This is a genomic window from Trinickia sp. LjRoot230, assembly GCF_964253315.1.
Classification (GTDB): Bacteria; Pseudomonadota; Gammaproteobacteria; order Burkholderiales; family Burkholderiaceae; genus Trinickia.
In genome coordinates this window covers 3,980,315-4,001,059 of record NZ_CAXUQX020000001.1, presented here as the reverse complement: position 1 = coordinate 4,001,059, position 20,745 = coordinate 3,980,315, and the positions used below count along the sequence as shown (strand labels likewise).

17 protein-coding genes are annotated in these 20,745 nt (G+C 60.9%); 9 read left to right on the top strand and 8 right to left on the bottom strand.

All coding sequences use genetic code 11. The annotated features are described in order from the left end of the window. Nucleotides 1-32 precede the first annotated feature (32 nt). Nucleotides 33-632, bottom strand: coding sequence for a 5-formyltetrahydrofolate cyclo-ligase (locus ACSQ20_RS18240; RefSeq protein WP_436022413.1), 600 nt, complete (start codon nt 630-632; stop codon nt 33-35). A gap of 20 nt (nt 633-652) precedes the next feature. On the opposite strand from ACSQ20_RS18240, the gene ACSQ20_RS18235 reads away from it, so the two are divergent. The 4 genes from ACSQ20_RS18235 to ACSQ20_RS18220 all read left to right on the top strand — a co-directional run bounded on the left by ACSQ20_RS18235 (nt 653) and on the right by ACSQ20_RS18220 (nt 5,673). Then, nucleotides 653-2,623 carry a transglycosylase SLT domain-containing protein gene (locus ACSQ20_RS18235; protein WP_436022411.1) on the top strand — a complete coding sequence of 657 codons (1,971 nt, stop codon included), beginning with the start codon at nt 653-655 and terminating at the stop codon, nt 2,621-2,623. 59 nt (nt 2,624-2,682) lie between these two features. Further along, nucleotides 2,683-3,639, top strand: coding sequence for a complex I NDUFA9 subunit family protein (locus ACSQ20_RS18230; RefSeq protein WP_436022409.1), 957 nt, complete (start codon nt 2,683-2,685; stop codon nt 3,637-3,639). 94 nt (nt 3,640-3,733) lie between these two features. Next, complete coding sequence (locus tag ACSQ20_RS18225) at nt 3,734-4,384, top strand: glutathione S-transferase family protein (RefSeq protein ID WP_436022407.1); 651 nt, start codon at nt 3,734-3,736, stop codon at nt 4,382-4,384. Continuing rightward, nucleotides 4,381-5,673, top strand: a complete 1,293-nt coding sequence (locus ACSQ20_RS18220; protein ID WP_436022405.1) for a multifunctional CCA addition/repair protein — start codon at nt 4,381-4,383, stop codon at nt 5,671-5,673. Before ACSQ20_RS18225 ends, ACSQ20_RS18220 begins: the two co-directional genes overlap by 4 nt. Here the strand turns inward: ACSQ20_RS18220 and ACSQ20_RS18215 are convergent. Then, nucleotides 5,668-6,888 (bottom strand): class I SAM-dependent methyltransferase, encoded by a 1,221-nt coding sequence (locus ACSQ20_RS18215; RefSeq protein WP_436022403.1) that lies wholly within the window; start codon nt 6,886-6,888, stop codon nt 5,668-5,670. The genes ACSQ20_RS18220 and ACSQ20_RS18215 overlap by 6 nt on opposite strands. Before the next feature lie 13 nt (nt 6,889-6,901). Here ACSQ20_RS18215 and ACSQ20_RS18210 point away from each other — a divergent pair, with 13 nt between their 5' ends. From ACSQ20_RS18210 to glmS, 5 genes are all read left to right on the top strand, one after another. Further along, nucleotides 6,902-7,678, top strand: coding sequence for an SDR family NAD(P)-dependent oxidoreductase (locus ACSQ20_RS18210; RefSeq protein ID WP_436022401.1), 777 nt, complete (start codon nt 6,902-6,904; stop codon nt 7,676-7,678). 34 nt (nt 7,679-7,712) lie between these two features. Beyond that, nucleotides 7,713-8,114, top strand: coding sequence for a dihydroneopterin aldolase (locus ACSQ20_RS18205; protein ID WP_436022399.1), 402 nt, complete (start codon nt 7,713-7,715; stop codon nt 8,112-8,114). After that, the gene (gene ttcA / locus ACSQ20_RS18200) at nt 8,111-9,118 is read left to right on the top strand and encodes a tRNA 2-thiocytidine(32) synthetase TtcA (RefSeq protein ID WP_436022397.1); all 1,008 of its coding nucleotides are present in this window, start codon (nt 8,111-8,113) and stop codon (nt 9,116-9,118) included. The genes ACSQ20_RS18205 and ttcA overlap by 4 nt, the downstream gene beginning before the upstream one ends. Nucleotides 9,119-9,185: 67 nt before the next feature. After that, entirely contained in the window at nt 9,186-10,547 is a 1,362-nt protein-coding gene (glmU, locus tag ACSQ20_RS18195; RefSeq protein WP_436022395.1) for a bifunctional UDP-N-acetylglucosamine diphosphorylase/glucosamine-1-phosphate N-acetyltransferase GlmU, read from the top strand. Between the two features lie 53 nt (nt 10,548-10,600). Next, nucleotides 10,601-12,421, top strand: a complete 1,821-nt coding sequence (gene glmS, locus ACSQ20_RS18190; RefSeq protein WP_436022393.1) for a glutamine--fructose-6-phosphate transaminase (isomerizing) — start codon at nt 10,601-10,603, stop codon at nt 12,419-12,421. Between the two features lie 75 nt (nt 12,422-12,496). On the opposite strand, the gene ACSQ20_RS18185 is transcribed toward glmS, so the two are convergent. The 6 genes from ACSQ20_RS18185 to ACSQ20_RS18160 form a co-directional block, all read right to left on the bottom strand. Next, nucleotides 12,497-12,781, bottom strand: coding sequence for a PAAR domain-containing protein (locus ACSQ20_RS18185; RefSeq protein ID WP_436022391.1), 285 nt, complete (start codon nt 12,779-12,781; stop codon nt 12,497-12,499). Beyond that, entirely contained in the window at nt 12,778-13,746 is a 969-nt protein-coding gene (locus ACSQ20_RS18180) for a DUF6708 domain-containing protein (protein WP_436022389.1), read from the bottom strand. The genes ACSQ20_RS18185 and ACSQ20_RS18180 overlap by 4 nt, the downstream gene beginning before the upstream one ends. 12 nt (nt 13,747-13,758) lie before the next feature. Then, nucleotides 13,759-16,329: a T6SS effector BTH_I2691 family protein gene (locus ACSQ20_RS18175; protein ID WP_436022387.1), complete on the bottom strand. Its 2,571-nt coding sequence runs from the start codon at nt 16,327-16,329 to the stop codon at nt 13,759-13,761. Nucleotides 16,330-16,369: 40 nt separating this feature from the next. Then, nucleotides 16,370-17,173, bottom strand: coding sequence for a DUF4123 domain-containing protein (locus tag ACSQ20_RS18170; RefSeq protein ID WP_436022385.1), 804 nt, complete (start codon nt 17,171-17,173; stop codon nt 16,370-16,372). Between the two features lie 7 nt (nt 17,174-17,180). Beyond that, nucleotides 17,181-19,733 carry a type VI secretion system Vgr family protein gene (locus ACSQ20_RS18165; protein ID WP_436022383.1) on the bottom strand — a complete coding sequence of 851 codons (2,553 nt, stop codon included), beginning with the start codon at nt 19,731-19,733 and terminating at the stop codon, nt 17,181-17,183. A 271-nt stretch (nt 19,734-20,004) separates the two neighbouring features. Then, nucleotides 20,005-20,346 (bottom strand): hypothetical protein, encoded by a 342-nt coding sequence (locus ACSQ20_RS18160; protein WP_436022381.1) that lies wholly within the window; start codon nt 20,344-20,346, stop codon nt 20,005-20,007. Nucleotides 20,347-20,745: the final 399 nt, after the last annotated feature.

The window sequence follows — 20,745 nt, the reverse complement described above, 5'->3', positions numbered from 1 at the left end:
GGGGCGCTGCAACCGCCTCGCCGGACGTGCGATTACCGTGCGAAGTTCGCGCGCACGCTTTTTTCGGTGACGATGGCGTCGAGCGGCAGATCGTGCTGCTCGCGCGGCAACGCAGCCAGCCGGCATGCCTCATAGGCGACACCCACCGTGAGCGGTCTGGTCGTGCCGGGCCAGCCGGCCAGCGTGCGATCGTAGTAGCCGCCGCCATAGCCCAGCCGATAACCGTCATCGTCGAAACCCACGCATGGCACGAGCAGCATGTCGGGCAGCAATACCGCCGTGCCTTGCGGCTCGGCAATACGATGGTGGCCGATACGCATGGGCGTGTCGGGCGACCAACCATGAAAGACCAGCGCGTGGCCCTTCACGGCGATGACGGGCAGTGCCGCTTGCCGCTTTGCGTCGTGACTGAGCCACTCGGCGAGCGTGGCGCGCGCATCGAATTCGCCCGGCAACGGCCAATAAAAGCCGACCGCGCGAGGCGTTGCCCGAGCGAGCAGTTCGAGCACGCCGGCGGCAATCGCCTCGTGTGCGCCATTCGCCTGAGCCGCCGCGAGACGGGCTTCACGCAAGGCTTTACGCAGCGCGCCTTTCGAATTTTTCGCAACGTTGCGTGCTATGCTGTCGCTCAATTTTTGCTCCACGAACCACGATGTCGAAACGCCTTGTTCGAGTATATCGCGCGGCTTGCTCCGCCTTGGCTGCCGTGGCGCTCGTCGCGTGCGGCACGGCGTCCGCAGGGCGTCACGCCGGCGCTTCGGCGCTGTCGAGCGACGATCAAATCTTCGTGCAGTTGCGCGAGGCGGCACGCAATAATGATGCACCGCGCGCGGCTCAACTGGCGGCCATGATTCCGGACTATCCTGCGCCGTCTTACCTCGAGTATTTCCAGCTCAAACCCCAGCTTTTCGATGGCGAGGGCCACGCGCGGCTCGATGCGCCTGATGCACCGGTGCTTTCGTTCTTGCAGCGCCACGATGGCGAGGCGCTTGCCGACCGGCTGCGCAACGACTATCTGACGGTGCTCGGCGCACGCCATGATTGGCGCAACTTCGACGCACAATACGCGCGCTTCGTGCTCGACGACGACACGCAAGTCAAATGCTATGCGCTCGAATCGCGGGCCGCGCGCGGCGAGAACGTCGCCGATGCCGCGCGTGCGCTGCTGATCGAACCGCGTTATTACGGCGATGGCTGCGTCGACTTGGTTACGGCGCTGGCCACCACGCACCAGTTCACGCCAGACGATGTCTGGCAGCAGATCCGCACCGCTTACGAACAAGGCGCGACCACCACGGGCAGCCGTCTTGCCGATGCACTCGGCGCCACGCGCCCGGAGCCGACGCGCTTCGATCAGGCGACGAGCGCACCGCCGCTCTTGTTGGCACGCGGCGTCGGGGCTGATTCGGCCGCGCACCAATTGGCGCTGCTTGCGCTCACGCAGATGGCGCGCAACGATGCCGCGGCCGCTGCGGCGACGTTCGCGAGCATCGCGCCGCAGCTTTCGCTCGCTGAGCGCGCGATCGGCTGGGGCACGATCGGTTATCAAGCGGCCATCCGGCAGGTTCCGGGCGCGCTCGATTGGTTCCGGCTGTCGGCGAACGCCCCGCTGTCGTACCCGGCTTATGAGTGGCGCACCCGCGCAGCGCTCGTCGCTGGAGATTGGACGATGGTGCGCTGGTCGATCGAGCAGATGCCGGCTGCGCTACGCGCTCGGCCGGCGTGGGTTTATTGGCACGCGCGCGTGCTCAAGCAGGCGGGCGATACGGCCACCGCAAACGAAGCGTTCGAGCGCCTCGCGACGAATTTCGGCTTTTACGGTCAACTGGCCACAGAGGAATTGGGCCGCAAGATTACGGTGCCGCCAAAGACGGCCGTCACCGATGCCGAAGTCGTGGCCGCCGGGAAAACGCCGGGCTTGGAACTTGCACGGCGCTTTTACGCGCTGAATTTGCGCCTCGAGGGCAACCGCGAATGGAACTGGCCACTGCGCAACATGACGGATCGGCAACTGCTGGCGGTGGCCGAGTACGCGCGTCGCATCGAGCTTTACGACCGCACTGTGAACACGGCCGACCGCACGCAAAACGAACATGATTTTTCGCTGCGTTACCTGTCGCCGTTTCGCGATATCGTCGAGCGCGACGCACAGACCAACGGTCTCGATGTCGAATGGGCCTATGGGCTGATCCGCCAGGAATCGCGTTTTATCATCGACGCGCGCTCGGGCGTCGGCGCGGGCGGCCTGATGCAATTGATGCCGGGCACGGCGAAGATGGTCGCCAAAAAGATCGGCCTGGGTTCGGTTTCGCAGGCCCAGCTCAATAACATCGATACGAACATCTTGCTCGGCACGACCTATCTGTCGATGATCTACAATCAGTTCGACGGTTCCGCCGTGCTGGCGACGGCCGGCTATAACGCGGGGCCGGGGCGCCCGCGGCAATGGCGAGCGGTATTGCCGCGCGCAGTCGAAGGCGCTGTTTTTGCGGAGACGATTCCGTTTAACGAAACGCGCGATTACGTCAAAAACGTGCTGTCGAATACGGTCTACTACGCGGTGCTGTTCGAAGGTCGCCCGCAATCGCTGAAGGCCAGGCTCGGCGCCATCCTGCCTGAATGACGCCTTCGGCTCGGGCCGCGTGTTTCACCGGTGCGGCGGCCGCTTGCAGGGAGTCGAAGATGCGACATCAATCGGTAGCATTGATCGGCGGTTCCGGCTTTATCGGGTCTCATCTGGCCAACCTGCTCGTGGCCGCGGGCAAGAGCGTGCGCGTCGCGACGCGGCGGCGCCAGAATGCGAACCATCTCACGCTGCTGCCGCTCGACGTGAGCGAAACCGATGTCTTCGACCCGGTGGCGCTCGCACGTTTTGTCGAAGGCGCCGATGCCGTCATCAACCTGGTTGGCACGCTGCATGGCCGGCGCGGCAGCCCGTACGGCCCCGAGTTCGCAAAGCTGCATGTCGAGTTGCCGACGCGAATTGCCGCTGCTTGCGAAGGCAAGGGGGTGCATCGGCTCATTCATCTGAGCGCACTGAATGCGGACCCGCGCGGACCGAGCATGTATCTGCGCTCGAAGGGTGACGGCGAAAAAGCGGTGCTGGCCGCCTCGCGTTTGGCGACGACGGTTTTTCGTCCGTCGGTCGTCTTCGGCCCGGAAGACCGTTTCCTCAATACGTTTGCAGTGCTGCAGCGCCTTTTCCCGGTTATACCGCTTGCGAAGCCTGACGCGAAGTTTCAGCCCATTTTCGTCGGCGATGTCGCGAAGGCGATCGTCAACGCGCTCGATCTCGATGCCGCCACCGGGCGCGCTTACGAGCTTGGTGGCCCGACGGTTTATACGCTCGAGGCGCTCGTCAGATTCTGCGGAGAGGCCATCGGCCGTCACGCGCGCATCGTGCGTCTGCCGGATGCCCTTGCCTATATGCAGGCCATGACGTTCGAGATGATGCCGGGCGCACCCGTGATCACGCGCGACAATCTCGATTCGATGTCGCAGGATGCGGTGTTGACGGGGCCGCTTGCGCCCGAGCTCGACATCGATCCGATCAGCATCGAGGCCAGCGCCCCCGCGTATCTGGGCACGGCCTCGTTGCGCTCGCGTTTCAGCGTGTTTCGCACGACCGCGGGACGTTAGCGTCGTATCCTGAGGCCTGCTGCGGTCTGCGGCACCGCCGCGGTTTTATTCGTTTGTACCACTGACTATTAATTGATTGGATTGCCTCGACAACATGAAACTCGTAATCGGTGACAAAAACTATTCTTCGTGGTCGATGCGGCCGTGGGTGATGATGCGCCACGCCGGCATTGCATTTGACGAAATTGCAATCGAACTGGGCGAGCCTGGCACGGAAGCTCGCATTCTCGAACACTCCCCGTCGGGCAAAGTGCCTTGTCTCGTGACCGATGACGGTCAATCGATCTGGGAATCGCTTGCGATTCTCGAGACGATCGCCGAGCGCTATCCGAACACGCCGCTGTGGCCGCGCGACGCGGCAGCGCGCGCGCATGCCCGCGCGGTGGCATGCGAGATGCATGGCGGCTTTGGCGAGGTGCGTTCGTCGATGTCGATGAATATTCGCGCCAAGCGCCCCGGCACCGTCACGGCCCCGGCGGTATTGAGCGAAATTGCGCGCATCGACGCGATCTGGCGCGAGTGTCTCGCGCGTCACGGCGGCCCATTCTTGTTCGGCGAATCGTTCGGCATCGCCGATGCAATGTATACGCCGGTGGTCATGCGTTTTAACACGTACGCGCCGAAGCTCAGCGATGCGGCAATGGGCTACGCCGAGCGGGTGACGGCGCTGCCGGCCGTGCGCGAATGGATCGAAGCCGCACTGCTCGAAACGCATCGGCTCGCGAAATACGAAGACGTTGCATGAAGATTTACGCCGTAGGCGGGGCGATTCGCGACGCGCTGCTGGGCATGCCGGTATCCGACCGCGATTACGTCGTGGTCGGCGCCACGCCCGAGCAAATGATCGCTCAGGGCTTTCGCCCCGTCGGCAAGGATTTCCCGGTGTTCCTGCATCCGTCGACACAGGAGGAATACGCGCTCGCGCGCACCGAGCGCAAGACTGCGGCCGGTTATCACGGCTTCCAGTTCTACTACGCGCCCGATGTGACGCTAAAAGAGGATCTCGCCCGCCGCGATCTGACGGTCAACGCAATGGCGCGCGAGTTGCGGCCCGATGGCGAACTGGACGGCCCAGTGATCGACCCCTTCGGTGGGCAACGGGACCTGCAGGCGAAGCGGTTTCGCCATGTCGGGCCCGCGTTTGGCGAAGACCCGGTGCGGATACTGCGTCTGGCACGCTTTGCCGCGCGCTTTGATGACTTCGAGGTCGCGCCGGAAACGCTCGAACTGATGAAGCAGATGGTTGCCGCGGGCGAGGTTGATGCGCTCGTGCCCGAGCGGGTCTGGCAGGAAATCTCGCGCGGTCTGATGGAGAAAAAACCGTCTCGGATGTTCACCGTGCTGCGCGAGTGCGGTGCGCTTGTCCGCGTGCTTCCCGAGGTCGATGCGTTGTTCGGCGTCGCGCAGCGAGCCGATTACCATCCCGAGGTCGATACCGGCGTGCACGTAATGATGGTCGTCGATCACGCCGCGTCGCGCGGTTATGCGCTCGCCGTGCGTTTCGCCGCGCTCACGCACGATCTGGGCAAGGCAACGACGCCGGCCGACGTGCTGCCTCGCCATATCGGTCACGAAACGCGCAGCGTCGATCTGCTCAAGCCGATGTGCGAGCGGCTGCGGGTGCCGAACGAATGTCGTGATCTGGCGCTGCTCGTCGCGCGCGAGCACGGCAATATTCATCGTTCGATGGAAATGGGGGCGGCGGCGCTCGTGCGCCTGCTCGAACGCGGCGATGCGCTGCGTAAGCCCGCGCGTTTCGCTGAGGCGTTGCAGGCATGCGAGTCCGACGCGCGCGGCCGGCTTGGCTTCGAGTTGCGCGAGTATCCCCAACCCGAACGGCTGCGTGTCGCATTGACCGCGGCGCGGGCTGTCGATGCCGGCGCCGTCGCGCAGGCATTCGCCGAGCAGCCCGACAAAATCAAAGATGCCGTGCACCGTGCCCGCGTGCAAGCGGTGGCCGCGGCACTTGGTCAGGACTCCGAAACAAATAAAACGAATCCCGACATGGGCACCGGCACCGGCTCGGGTTCATAAGGAGTGCGAACGATCGCCGCGCGCGAACACGTCGAGCGTTTTGTCGATGCCGCGCGAGAACGCAACGACTTTGAAAAGCTCGCCCATCTCAGCTTCCGATAACAGCTTTTGTACCGCGTTGGCAGCGGGCAGGTAGTGTGCGACATCGGCCGGATCGAGTTGTGCGAGCGCGTCCGTGATGCCGGCATTCATCAGAAAGCGGGCTTGCGACGTATAGCCGAGCAGATCGGCCCCCGTATCGACACCGGCCTCGGCCATCGCCGTGAATTCGACGTGAGCGGTAATGTCTTGCAGCCCCGGGTGGAAAAACGGATCGCCGTGCGCGTAGTGGCGGTAGTGGCACATCAGCGTGCCTTCGGCGCGATGCGGATGGTAATACTCGTGGCGCGGAAAGCCGTAGTCGACGAAAAACGCCGCACCGCGCTGCAGCAGCGTGCAGACCGTGCGCACGAAAGCCGCGGCGGCCGCGTGCGTTTCGGTGACATAGTCGATGTCGGCGGCTGCTTCGGTATCCATTGCAGCCAGTGCGGCGGCGTCGTATTCGGCAAGCGCCATGCCGTCGCTGCCCACGATGCGGTCCGCGAACGTCAGCGAACCATCGGCGGCCGTGGCCACACCGCGTTCGTGCCAGACTCCTTGCGTGCGTGCAAATAGCTTGACCGGCATCGCGTCCAAGACTTCATTGCCGAGCGCGACGCCGGCGAATTGGTCGGGCAGCGCATCGAGCCAGCGTACGCGTTGCGCGAGCGGTCCCGCGAGCGCTTCGATGGTTTCGCGCTGACGTTCGCGCAGCTCGCCTGACAGTTCGACGATGGCGTAGCTGTCGAATTCGACACCGAGCGCGGCGAGCGCGGTCATGAGTCCGGCGGCCAGCCTGCCGGTGCCGGCCCCAAACTCGATCAGCGCGCGTGTGCCGCTCGCCGCCATGGCCTGGGCAATGGGGCGCGCCAGCGTCGCGGCGAACAGCGCGGAGAGTTCCGGCGCGGTGACGAAGTCGCTGCCGTCGTCTGCGCGCAGGCCGAATTTGCGCGCGCCGCCGCTGTAATAGCCGAGGCCCGGCGCGTAGAGCGCGCGTTCCATATAGCGATCGAACGGCAGCCAGCCGCCTGCTGCGGCAATTTCGTCGCGAACGAGCGCGACGAGCGCTTCGGAGGCGGCGAGCGCATCGGTCCCGGGAACGGGTAAACTGCGGGGTTCGTGAGCATTCTGATTCATCCCGGCATTGTAAATGAGCGCCTTTTCCGATTCACACGCCGGCGTTGGCGCCGCATCTGGCGGCCGCGTCGTGCTGATCACCGGCGCCGCCGGCCGGGTCGGCCGTGCATGTGCGCTGGGTTTCGCCGCACGCGGCTGGGACGTGGCCGTGCATTACAGCGCGTCGCACGCCGAGGCCGCTGCGATCGTCTTGCAGATCCGAGCGCTTGGCCGGCGAGCTTGCGCGTTGCATGCCGATCTGGCCGTCGAAACAGACACCGCGCAGCTCGTGGCGGCCTGCACGGCTGCGTTGGGCCGCCCGCACTGCGTCGTCAACCAAGCGTCGCTGATCGCGGAAGATACGGCGTATGAGGTCGGTTACGACACGCTTTTGCATTCGATGTCGATCAATCTGGCCGCGCCCCTCGTGTTGGCGCGCGCGCTTTATCAAGCCACGCCGGAGGGTGCTCGCGACGACGAATCTCAGCGTGCCGTCGTCGTGAACATGCTGGCGCAGAAGCTTTACAACCCGAGTCCCGATCATTTGTCGTACACGTTGTCGAAGGCGGCACTGCAAACAGCGACGATAGCGCTCGCGCAGGCGCTGGCTCCTAAGGTGCGGGTCGTGGGGCTGGCTTCGGGCCTGACGCTGCAGTCGGCCGATGGTACGCCCGACGATGTTGCCGCCCGACCTGAAGCATCGCGGCTCGAAGATGTCGTTGCGGCGGCTTGCTATCTCGCCGACGCGCGCAGCGTGACCGGCACGACGCTGATCGTGGACGGCGGCCGGCATCTGGTGCCGCTGAGTTGACGTCGCCGCTGCGCACTTTTGAACTGGAACGATTATGGCTGCCGCTTTGTTGCATCCTCGCCTTGCCGATTGCCGCAAGCTTTTTCTGCGCAATTACGAGGTTTTCATCAATATCGGTGTGCACGAGTTCGAAAAGCGTGGCGAGCAGCGGGTGATCATCAACGTCGAGCTGTTCGTGCCGCTTGCGAATTCGACGCCCGTCGACGACAAATTGCGCGAAGTGCTCGATTACGACTTCATGCGCTCGACGATCGCCGATCGGATGAACCAAGGGCATGTCCATCTGCAAGAAACGCTGTGTGACGATATTTCGAAGACGATGCTTGCGCATCCGCTCGTGCGGGCGGTGCGGGTATCGACCGAAAAGCCGGACGCTTATCCAGACTGCGACGCCGTTGGGGTCGAAGTCTTTCGTATCAAAGAGGAATCAGCATGAATGCGCCAGAAACCGCAGCGAATGTGAATGCGGATGCGGGCACCGACCGACGCGTACACAACGAGCCACAGGCGCTGACGCGTCGCGAACAGAAGCAAGCCTACGAGAACAACAAGCTTTTCAAGCGGCTCGCGCGCCTTGTCGGCCAGGCTATCGGCGACTTCGGCATGATCGAAAACGGCGACAAGGTGATGGTCTGCATGTCCGGCGGCAAAGACAGCTATGCGATGCTCGACATCTTGCTGCGTTTGCGCGAGCGTGCGCCGATCGAGTTCGATATCGTCGCGGTCAATCTCGATCAGAAGCAGCCGGGTTTTCCCGAGCATGTGTTGCCCGACTATCTGAGAAGCCTCAACGTCCCGTTCCACATCGAGAATCAGGACACATACAGCATCGTCAAGCGGCTCGTGCCCGAAGGGAAGACCACCTGCTCGCTGTGCTCGCGGCTGCGGCGCGGCATTCTTTACCGCGTGGCGGACGAACTCGGTGCGACGAAGATCGCGCTCGGCCATCATCGCGACGACATCTTGCAGACGTTGCTGCTCAATCTGTTTTACGGCGGCAAGCTCAAGGGCATGCCACCGAAGCTGCAATCGGACGACGGCAAGCACATCGTGATTCGCCCGCTCGCGTACGTGAAGGAGGTCGATCTCGAGAAATATGCGGCATTGCGTGCGTTTCCAATCATTCCATGCAACCTCTGCGGTAGCCAGCCGAATCTGAAACGTGCGGAAATGAAGGCATTGATTCGCGATTGGGATAAGCGCTTTCCGGGGCGTGTCGACAACATGTTCAGTGCGTTAGCGAACGTGGTGCCGTCGCACTTGATGGACGCAAAACTGTTTCCGTTTGCGGGCCTGCGCGCGACCGGCAATGCTGATCCGCTCGGCGATATCGCATTCGACGACGACCCGTGCACGAGTAACGATGCGGCTGATACATCCGGTGGGTCAGATCGCGCCGGCATGCAGCGGATTTCGTTTGCTCAATTCGACGATCTTTGAGTGTGTATAGATCATAAATAGCGCGATGTTAGAATCGCGCACTTAATACCGACATTCGGCCGATGCAATGAATATCGTCATTCTCGCTGCAGGCGCCGGCAAGCGCATGCGTTCGGCGTTGCCGAAAGTGCTTCATCCCCTTGCAGGCCGGCCGCTGCTTTCGCATGTCATCGATACGGCGCGCGCGCTGAGCCCTGCGCGCATCGTCGTCGTTATCGGCCATGGCGGCGAGGCCGTGCAACAGGCCGTTGCTGCGCCGGACGTGCAATTTGCGGTGCAAAGCGAGCAACTCGGCACCGGTCATGCCGTCCAGCAGGCGCTGCCGTTGCTCGATCCCGCGCAACCGACGCTCGTGCTTTACGGCGACGTGCCGCTGACCAAAGCCTCGACGCTCAAGCGGCTTGTCGATTCCGCGGTCGACGGCCGTTACGCGTTGTTGACCGTGATGCTCGACGATCCGCACGGCTACGGGCGCATCGTGCGCGACCCAGCTGGCTACGTCGTGCGCATCGTCGAACAGAAGGACGCCACGCTCGAGGAGCTGCGCATTGCCGAAGTGAATACGGGCATCGTCGTCGCGCCAACCGCGCAGCTTGCGATGTGGCTCGGTTCGCTGAGAAACGATAACGCGCAGGGTGAGTTTTACCTGACCGATGTCGTCGAGCGCGCGATCGAAGCCGGCTTCGACATCGTCACCACGCAGCCTGACGAAGTGTGGGAAACGCTAGGCGTGAACAGCAAGGCGCAATTGGCCGAACTCGAACGCATCCACCAGCGCAATATCGCCGACGCGCTGTTGCAAGCGGGCGTCACGCTTGCCGATCCGGCGCGGCTCGACGTTCGCGGCGCGCTCTCGTGTGGCACCGATGTTTCGATCGACATCAACTGCGTATTCGAAGGACGCGTGACGCTTGGCGACGGCGTGTCGGTCGGCGCGCATTGCGTGCTGCGTGACGCGACGATCGGCGCCGGCACCCGTATCGAGCCGTTCACGCATATCGACGGCGCCATCGTTGGCGAGCGCGTCGCGCTGGGTCCGTATGCGCGTTTGCGGCCTGGTGCTGCGCTTGCCGACGACGTCCATATCGGCAACTTCGTCGAAGTGAAGAATGCCGTGCTCGGACAGGGTTCGAAGGCGAATCACCTGAGTTATGTCGGTGACGCCGATGTTGGTGCACGCGTGAATATCGGTGCCGGCACGATCACCTGCAATTACGACGGTGCCAATAAGCATCGCACCGTGATCGAAGATGACGTGTTCGTCGGCTCGGACACGCAACTCGTGGCGCCGGTACGCATAGGGCGCGGTGTCACGATTGCGGCCGGCACGACAGTATGGAAAGACGTACCCGAGCATACGCTTGTGCTGAACGAGAAGACGCAGCGAACACGAACCGATTACGTGCGTCCTGTGAAGAAGAAAGGTTGACGCGGCCTTTCGAATAGAAGCATAGAAGCCATCATCGGCGGAGGATCGAACCCATGTGCGGCATAGTCGGCGCGGTTGCGCAACGTAATATCGTCTCTGTTCTTATCGAAGGGCTTCGCCGCCTCGAGTATCGCGGCTATGACTCGTGCGGGGTGGCCGTGCTGAACGGCGGCGGCGAGCCGCGCCGTGCGCGCAGCGTGTCGCGTGTGGCCGATCTCGATGCACAGGTGAACGGCGGGCGCCTTGAGGGGCCGACCGGGATTGCTCATACGCGTTGGGCGACGCACGGGGCACCTGTTACCGATAACGCGCATCCGATTTTCTCGCGCGATGCCATCGCACTCGTGCATAACGGCATTATCGAGAATTACGAGCAATTGCGCGACATGCTGCGCGGCAGGGGTTACGAGTTTGTTTCGCAGACCGATACCGAAGTCATTGCGCATTTGATTCACAGCCTTTATCGCGACAGTTTGTATGAGGCAGTGCGCGAGGCCGTGAAGCAATTGCATGGCGCTTATGCGATTGCGGTCGTGCATAAAGCCGAGCCGCATACGGTGGTGGGGGCGCGGCAGGGCTCACCGCTCGTCGTTGGATTGGGCGAGGGCGAGAACTTCTTGGCGTCCGACGCATTGGCGCTTGCGGGCAGCACCGAACGATTCATGTTCCTTGAAGAGGGCGATGTTTGCGAATTGACGCTCGATGGCGTGCGAATCAACGACCGCGAAGGGCATAGCGTTGCGCGCGAAGTGCGGACGGTGCAGTCATATGGCGGCGCAGTGGAGCTCGGGCCATATCGGCATTTCATGCAAAAGGAAATCTTCGAACAGCCTCGTGCGATTTCCGACACGTTACCGCAGGGTGACAGCTTCGATTCGTCGCTGTTTGGCGAGGCCGCCGAGACAGCGTTTCGTGAAATCGACAGCTTGTTGATTCTCGCTTGCGGCACGAGTTATTACTCGGGGTTGACGGCGAAGTATTGGCTCGAATCGATTGCAAAAATTCCGACGCAGGTCGAGATTGCGAGCGAGTATCGTTATCGCGAGTCGGTGCCGAACCCCAAGGCATTGGTCGTGGTCATTTCCCAGTCGGGCGAGACGGCCGATACGCTGGCGGCATTGAAGCATGCCGAGGCGTTGGGGCATCGACATACGCTTGCGATTTGCAACGTTTCGACGAGCGCGATGGTGCGCTTGACGAAGATGGCGTTCTTGACGCGGGCGGGCCGTGAGATTGGTGTCGCGTCGACGAAAGCATTCACGACGCAGCTGGTTGCGCTTTTTGTGCTGGCGGTGACGCTTGGCAAGCAGCGCGGGCATGTGTCGGCTGAGCTTGAAGCGGAGTATGTGAAGCGCTTGCGGCATTTGCCTGCGGCGTTAAATAGCGTGCTCGCATTGGAGCCGCAAATCATTGCGTGGTCGGAGGAGTTCTCGCGCAAGGAGAATGCACTTTTCCTTGGGCGCGGAATGCATTATCCGATTGCGCTGGAAGGCGCATTGAAGCTCAAGGAGATTTCGTATATTCACGCGGAGGCTTACCCGGCAGGGGAGCTAAAGCACGGCCCGCTCGCGTTGGTGACCGAGGCGATGCCTGTGGTGACGGTGGCGCCGAACGACACGTTGCTCGAGAAGCTGAAGTCGAATATTCAGGAAGTGCGGGCGCGAGGGGGGCAACTGTATGTGTTTGCCGATGCGGATACGCGGATCGTGAATGATGAAGGCATTCACGTGATTAGGATGCCTGAGCATTATGGAATGCTCTCGCCGATTCTTCATGTGGTGCCGCTGCAGATGTTGGCATATCACACGGCTTGTGCGCGTGGGACTGATGTCGATAAGCCAAGGAACTTGGCGAAGTCGGTGACGGTGGAGTGAGGGGGGCGGGCGAAGTTATCGCCCTCTCGCATGCGCTCGACACCCGCTGAAAATTTCACCGGACTGATTACGTTGTTACGTTGTTAGGGAGCCAAGCGCTTGTGATGCTATGAGCTTCGGCAACGGGTTACATTTGCATTGGCATAGGTCGTTTTCGAGAGCGACTTGCTTGCCCATGACGGTCATCGTGCGTGAGGAGCCGTCACTAATGATGACGCCCTCTGTCCCGCACGCGGGACACTGCACGGGAGCGCCGAGATAAGCTAATGGCTGGCCTTGTAACGACGAATTTCCAATACCGTCCGTGACGACGCCGTTGCGGTCAGTTTTGTCTCCCTTGCGAATGAATCGGCGGCTCATGAGGCGAGTCCTTCCGTCTGTCCCGGAGGGGACATGCAAGCGCGCTCGACGTCGTCAGGCCATACGGGCTCGCGGCAAGTCAACTGCGCGAGGTGATATGCGAGCGCGAGAATGAATGTCGGTATCGCTGCGACGATGCCAAGCAACGTTAGAAAACCGTTTCTCGAACTTAACATGTCCCACAAACCTTCGAACTGCAGTTTCAAAGAGTTTCGAAAGGACACTTTTGTCGATAGGAACTCGGCTACCGGTGGCAACGAAGCAGGGCCGTCCTCCATGAACCGCCGGTAATACTCGAAGTCCTCATAAAGCGCGGCCATGACCTGCCTACCGAACTCACCTTGTTCCGAAGAGGCGAGTACTACCCGCTTGCCGATCGGGACGCTGTCGGCGACTCGCCCCTGCTCATCAAGGACGAGGCAGCGAACAACGCGAGGTGCAGTCGACGTCAGGCCGGCTTTGGGCTGCCGTTCGACATAAAGGAAAGCGTCGTCCCACGGTACGGAAACAACACCACCAGGGCCGTTGTGGCGAAATGCATAAATCGTTCGGTCGCTGCGGTTGAACCGAATCGGCCTGCGAGTGTAGTTGAAACAGTCGCCCAATAGAGAGCGGACAGACAACGTAAAAACGCCAAACGCTGCTAGCGCAAGGAAGCCGAACCCCCAATGAGCCGCGTTTGCATCTCCCTTTTGCTGTATTGCAGGAAAGACGTTGACCGCCATCCAAGAGAGCATCGCCGTCAAACACAGCGCTCCTATACCGGCAGTGAAGAATGCGAGCACCCCCCGGCCTTTCTCGCGATAGAGGCCGTCACACACCTCAAGGTAGCTGTCGGTGGCCTTAAAGACGGTGCCGCTGCTCTTCGCGGTTTCGGCGCACGGTTTTCTTTGCGGCAAGCGAGCTGACACCTCAGCTTCGGTTACGGACCGATTCGCGCGACGCCAGATTCCGTTCGAAATCATGCTTGCCCCTGGTCACGAAATGATAGATCCAAGCGCCTTTCGGTCCTCCGCCAGCGTCTGAAACCGCTCCTTCGCCTCCTTTATCCCGAAGTAGCATTGCTCCAGCCAATCATTGATTTCTCGTTCCTTGAAGTAGTTAACCACCGCACCAAGTATCGCGGCGATCACAAGAAGCGGAAGCGCGAGTACGGGACCACTGAAAGCAACCCATACCAGCGCGACGCTGACCACTGCAGACCCACTATAGAGAATTGCTAGCAAGTAATTTCCATGTTTGCCCTCGTCCCAAGCGTGATAACCGTCGATGGCTGACGAAACTAGCCCGACCACCGCGCCGCCGAGCATCCCTACAATTTCCATAATTCTGCCGAGCTTGAGCCAGCGAGCTCCGACTTTGGCCCCGGACTTCTCGAACGATTCTATCGCCGCATGTCCATACTGCGCGACACTAGCCACGAGCCCAGCCACCGCATTGTCGAACTTGATGGCATTCTCCGTTGCGTTGAACCGGTTCGACTTCCTCAGCTCTTCCCGCGCCAACCGCAGATTGATCGCATTAAAAATCGCCCCGATGCCCGCAAATGCCGGTTCACCTTTGGCCATCAGCCGAAACTTCGGCATGTAGATATTTTCAACGACATCCGGCGTCAGCATCGACGCGGCCATTTGCTTGGACACGCTAGGCGTGCCCTTGACGCTGGACAGCGCCGCCGCTTCCTGCTCAGCGCTTTGAACGGGTATGAACTGCTTGACCTTCACCTCCCAATCCTTGTCACCCGCAGGCGCCGCCTTCTCGCGCAGCTTCGTTTGCAAATCCCGCACATCGATTTGTTGCCGTCCCGGCATCATCTCTTGCATCTGCCGCGCGACGTAGTTCACCCACTGATCGGGCGAACCCCATAGCGCTTTGAACTCGAACAGCTTTTTCGTGCGCATGCACATCGTCGCGTAGATTATTTTGGCGACCGTTGCGTCCACGCCAGCGCTCACCGCTTCGACAATCGGGCCGCCCGCCTGTTGCAGAAGACGAGCGACCGAGCCGGCGAGGGCGCCTGACAAGCGAGGGTCCGCCTGTTTCGCAACGTCCTCGATTTGGCTATACGACTCGATGAGTTTTGCCACCGACTCGCGCATCTCGATGTACGGATAGCTCGACGCTTGCTTGACCTTCTCGGCCAGAACGGGATGGTTCAGCACGAGCGCGCGCAGCAGCGGGTTGCGCGTATCCGAAACATCGCCCTTTGCCCATTTGACGAGCACATCGACCGTTTCCTTGCGGTCCGCCGCGCCTTCGATGCAACCGGTGAACGCGTTCGTGTAGTTGACGCCGCTGCGGCAGTTGCCCTGTTCGTAGTCGAATTGAAAGACATTCAGCAACGCAGGACTCGTCAACCAGGCCTGATGGTCCTGCGATAGAGGCACGAGCGTGCTCGCCTGCTCGTGCTTGAGCACCTCGGCCATGCGCTCTTTGAAGTCGACGATGGCCTGCTGCCGATAATGCGTCGTGTACGGCTTCCACGCTTCGGGACCCGCGCTGACGAGGTCCGCTTGCTTCATTGCCTCGATGCTTTTGAGTTGCTTGTCGAGCAGCTTGCCGCCGTCGAATATCGCACTGGCGCCCAGCCCTTGGTACGTGTTGGCCTGCATCAACCGAGCGCCACTTTCCGCGTCCTCCTTCGCCGACGCAATCACAGCGTCGTGCAGCGCATCGATGGCGCTCGTGGCCCAGATACCGTGTTCGTACGGTTCAAGCGTGGCGCCGAACGCGAGCCGCTGCTCGAAGTTCAGCTCTTGCGTGATGCCGACCGGATCCCACAGCGCGAAGATGAGCCCCTTGTCAGGTGTAATGGAGTCCATCGCCTGCTTCAGCGCGGGCCCTTGCCCGGTGCGATGGTGGTATGTGAAGCAAGCGTTTGACAAAGCCTCGGGCGGGCTGCCTTTGTATTCGCTGAGCAGGTCCGCGACGTGTGTCACGGTCTCCGTGTGAGGCTGCTGCGTGCTGCCGTTGAGCCATCCCGCCGCGTCGAATGTTTGCATTCGCTTGTCGCGGCAGCCCATGAAATTGGTCGCGTATAGGTCGCGCACCTGCTTAGTCCAGCGTTCCTCGCTGAAAGCCAAGTAGACCACGCCCGCCCTTTGCGCATCCTCGATGGTGATGCACTGAGCGAGTTGAGCATGCTCGGGCTGATGACAGTTGAAGGGCCGCTCGACGCTGCGGTCGATATTCATCTCTATCGGGTACTCATACAGGTAGCCCTCGGCGGTCACCGCATAGGCCTGCCATCGTCCGGTCTTCGGGTAGAACACGTACACGTAACCGTAGCGCAGCGTGCGCAACGTGTATTTCGCCTTTCTCAGTGCGATATCCGTTACGCCGTCGCCGAACGTACCGCCCATCAGCCTCATCGCACCGGACGAACCATGGGCGTTCGTATCGGCGAAGGCGGAGTATCGGGCCGGCAGAATCGGCAACCCCTTTTTCTGGCACATTGAGCACTGGTTCCCGGTGCGCGTGCTCATCTGCATTACCGTGCGATTGAGCTCGGCCATGTCAGAGAAGTCGAAATCGAGATTCGTGGTCATGCGTTTACCTCGTTAATGTCCTTGTGCGCCGGGTGGCATGCTACTGGTATTGGGCGCTTTCTCGCGCTATCGCCGTCCACTCGTGTACATCCCAATTCTGGACCGCAGCCATGTACGACGTTTTCCCTCGCATCGTGAGCACAGCCTGAACGCGTGGATGACGGTCGAAGTAGGGCGATGTTTTTACCCCATGGACGGCAAACCCGACCAAGTCATTCCCTTCGAGACCATAGGCTTCCCCTCTTGCTAGATGCGCCTCGACCCATCGAGGCGTGTCCGCTTTCAGCGCGAACGAGCGCACACGCAGTATCGACAACACGCGCTCGACCAATTCGATACGCGTGATTTGGCCGTATTGGTTCTGACTGACCGCCAAGCCTTCGTTCTGGGTTTCGGCCCCCTTGACGGTTACCCATTCGCCGCCGCCGTCGAGATAAGTCCACCGAGCTGCAGGCCCCATCAGCGCACCCAGTTGTTCGGGTTTCAGTATCCATTGCAGATGCGCAAACACGCGTGGGTCGTAGAAGCGGAAGATTGCAGTCCCTTCCGTTGGCTTCGGCAATACCAGGCGCTCAGCAAGATGCCGCTGCAGCCGATGGCCTGCTTTGTCACATTCGAGAATGGCGCAGATGACCGGCGGCGCACCTGACGCATGGCGTTGCTCGGCCTGCCCGCGCAATGCCGGCAATTGCTCGCCGGGATGCTCGGCGCAATAGAGCACCGGCACCGCCCCTGCCAATTCGGGCCGCGCTTCGGGAACGAGCTCACCGACCTCATAGACCGGCGGCACATTGGAAAGCTCGAGCTTGCCATTGAGGGGCTCGACGATAACGTAGTGAATCATGCGTGGCCTATACGAGTGGCGTGCCAGACTGTGCAGCGGCCCCCAGTTGCTGGGCACACGATTTGGCTGCTGCAAGTTGCGCCGAAGCATGCTCACTCGCCGCCTCATCGACCACGAACTGTGCACCCTTGACCTCGACCCTCCCGGGCGCGTGCACGTAGATATTTCCACCGGCGAGCCGGATAATCGCGCCGCCCGCCTTGAGCGTGATTTCCTTTTGCGCCGCCACGTCAACAGCGTCAGCCGTGGAGACAATCTTGACGGTCTTGTCAGCCGTTATTTCGATGTTGTTCGACTGCGCCTGCAATTCGACTTTGCCTCTGCCTGCGAACAAATTGATGCCGCCGTTCTGTACAAAAAAGCTGAGCTTCTCGCCCACGCTCGCAATCCATGACTTCGCGGCCGAGAGATAGGTGCTCGAACCACTGACGAGATTGACATGTTCGGAGGCCGCCGCATGCAGCGAGTGCTGCGTCGACAAACCGATGCCAGCCGGGCTTGCGAGCAGCATGATCGGCTGCGCAAACGCGTTGGCACGCCCATTGCCGCCGCCGGCGGTGCGGCCGCCGTTCACGCTGCCGTGCACTTCGCTTTGCGCGGACAACGCAAAATCGTTGATCGCGCGTTGGGCCTCGTCGAGCCCCTGCGCGGTGCCATCTGCCGCGGCCAGCGAGCGTCGCTGAATGACGTCGCCCGAATCGATCAGATGCCGAACCGCCTCTTTGACATCCAGCGGCTGATCCGACGTGCCGGCGCGCGCATAGGTCGAAACATAAAGCCCACGTGCTGCCCGCAACGTGCCCCATGCGTCGGTCTTCAAGTCGAAGCCCGTGCCGAGGTAATTCCCGCGCGTGCTGCCGCTGTGATCGATCAGATAGCCGATGTGCAGGTAGGAGTTGGCCGTCGAGCTATAAAGCTGGGCGCGATTCTGGCAAGTCGAGTCATCAAACATGAGCTGGCTAAAACCCGAACCGCCATACTCTTTCGACTTGAACCCGGACAGCAGGCCGTTCGTATGCCAATGCGGCGTATTGCCCCCATTGAAGAGGGCGCCTGTGACGATGGGTCTATCGCAATCCCCATCGACGTAGTCGATGGCGACCTCATGGCCCACCCGCGGCACGAATACGCCACCAAAGCCGCCACCCGCATTCGGCGAAACCACTCGCATCCAGCACGATGACGATTGATCATTAGTGCCGAGTCGGTCCCAATGCATCTGAACCTTCACGCGGTTCAACACGTCCGTATATATCTCTTCGTCCGCAGGTCCGACGACCGTCGCCGTCTGCATGTGCATAATCGGCTTCTTGTGTTCGAACGGGCTGCGATAGGGAACGCGTCGCCGTTGCGCTTCGATTTCCACTAGGTAGAAGCTTTCGCTGCCGCTTGGGTCCCTCGATGTGAACACCGTGTGCTGGTCTTTGTACTCGGCCCGCACGCGCGCCATTTGCTTTTGCAAGCTGTGGGCAAACGGGCGGGTGTTACCGAGCGGCAGATTGTTCTGGAGATGCCATCGCACAGCGATGGTCGCGAATTCCCGGTCTTCGTCGTTATCCGTTTCGTGCTCAGGATGGTTTTGCAGGCGGAACCATCGGCCGGCGTCCATGCAAAGCACGCTGCCCACGCCAAAGAATCGCTTGCTTCGAGCGTCGAGTTCTTCAATACGCAAGCGCACGGCATGCTCGCCACGGTCTTGGCGCTCCTGCGCCGGAGGGAAGCTGTAAGGCCCCGTGTACTCGTAAGTTCGCAGTTCATCGGGTATATCGCCGCGGTTGGCCTTCGATGCACCTGCTCGCTCCTTCGGCTGGGGCGGGCGCTTATAGTCGGGTGTGCGCGTCGAGTATCCGACGCTTTCTATGGAGCGCTCGCTGCCCCACTCCACTAGCGCATCGACCTCATCGCTTCTATCGCCGCGATAAAACGTGACGCTTCGCGTGTCGAGCGGCTTGCATCGATAGATGTCGTCGGTGATGACGACCGTATGTGATTTGCCGTCACCGGCCTGCTCGACGTAGGTGAACCAACCTTCGGATTCCATCAATCGATGGACGAAATTGTGGTCGGTTTCGTATTGCGTGCAGTAGGAATGCTTGGCACCACGGTCGGTGAGATCGAACCGATAGTGGCCTCTCGCCAGCGAATGACCATCGAATACCTGGGTCAGGATATTGGCGGTGGTGAGGTCCTGAAAGATTCGTGCGTCCTTGCGATGCCGCAGAAATCGCATCCATGACGAGAATGAAAGCTGGTAGTAGGTGAAGCCACCCTCGGAGCCGAGCCGTCGCGTTGCAAAAACGAAGCCGTGATAGGGAACAAAAGCGTCGTGGCGTTGGCGGACCCATAACGTGACGGGCTTCGCCATCAGTTTCTTCAATTCGATGGCGCGCTCACGCGACACCACATCGACCGTCAATTCGAAGTCCCGCCCGATACGAGACTCGCCGACAACTCGCTGCGGTAAGAGCACCTGCGCTCCCAAAGGAGACTCCAGTATCAGCGCTCTGTTTACCTGCTCGATGCCCGCGGCGATTGCGAGCGTATGAGCGAGCCTCCCCATATCGATTACCCCTCTTTCAATCGCGTCGGCGAATTAAAAGAGCGGCATCATAAGTTAAAAAATGGAGCAATTACAACGACGCGCTAATTTTAAGACTATCTCGCAATTCATTATGGATAAGTCGGGAATTTGTGCCGAAGAAAACGTTTCTATTTTCGAGATAGTGTCGATTGCAAGTAGCTTTTACGCAAACGAAATCGAGGGCAATCAATGGGGTTCGTGGCGAGTCCATTCGCTAAAGAGAGAGAAGCGATGAGAAAGTTGCGTAGATTTAGTCGTGGAGTCTAAGCGATACGATCGCCAGCATATTTATTATGCGAGTGTGAGCGTCGCTGCTAATCCGACCAGCTGCGCAGTCGGCCAAGGCATCATCACGAATAGCGCTCGCTAAGGCGTGAAGTTCATTTCTGTTCTCTTTACGGAAAAAGGGTGCGTCAAAGCGCTCAAAGCGAACCCGATACATCTCGGCGCGCTGTTGCTGCTCTTCCGACGTGCCCGGTGCGTGACGTATGGCGAAAAGGTGCATGCCAGAATTCGGGCCGCCCGGTGGCAATTGCCGGACCTGGTCGGCGATCTGCGGCGCGCTGAAGACCTGATACGCCTGCGGACTCATTTGTGGCATCTCGGGCCAACCGATTCTCGTCCTACCGGCGTTGGAAAAATCAATCCCGCTTTCGGCAACGCCCCGGCGGCGTCTAAGCTCGCTTAAAACTGCCAGGACGGTTTGGCCGGACGGATTGGTGGCAGTGCGATCGGGCGTCTTATCTGTGTCGACGCGGGCTTGATACGGATGCGCACCGCTAGACGGGCCTACGGCGCCTGGTCCAGTAACAGCCATGATCACCTCCGCAGAAAAGACTTGGATGCTCGAACACTGACATACACCAAAAGCATCACGCGCTTCACGGACGAAAGGCTGTCATCGCATCCGAATCGCGGTCGGATTCACAAATTGATTTTGTAGGCGGCTCAACGAAAGCGATCTATGAATTGCCTGTCGCAACCCGCCACC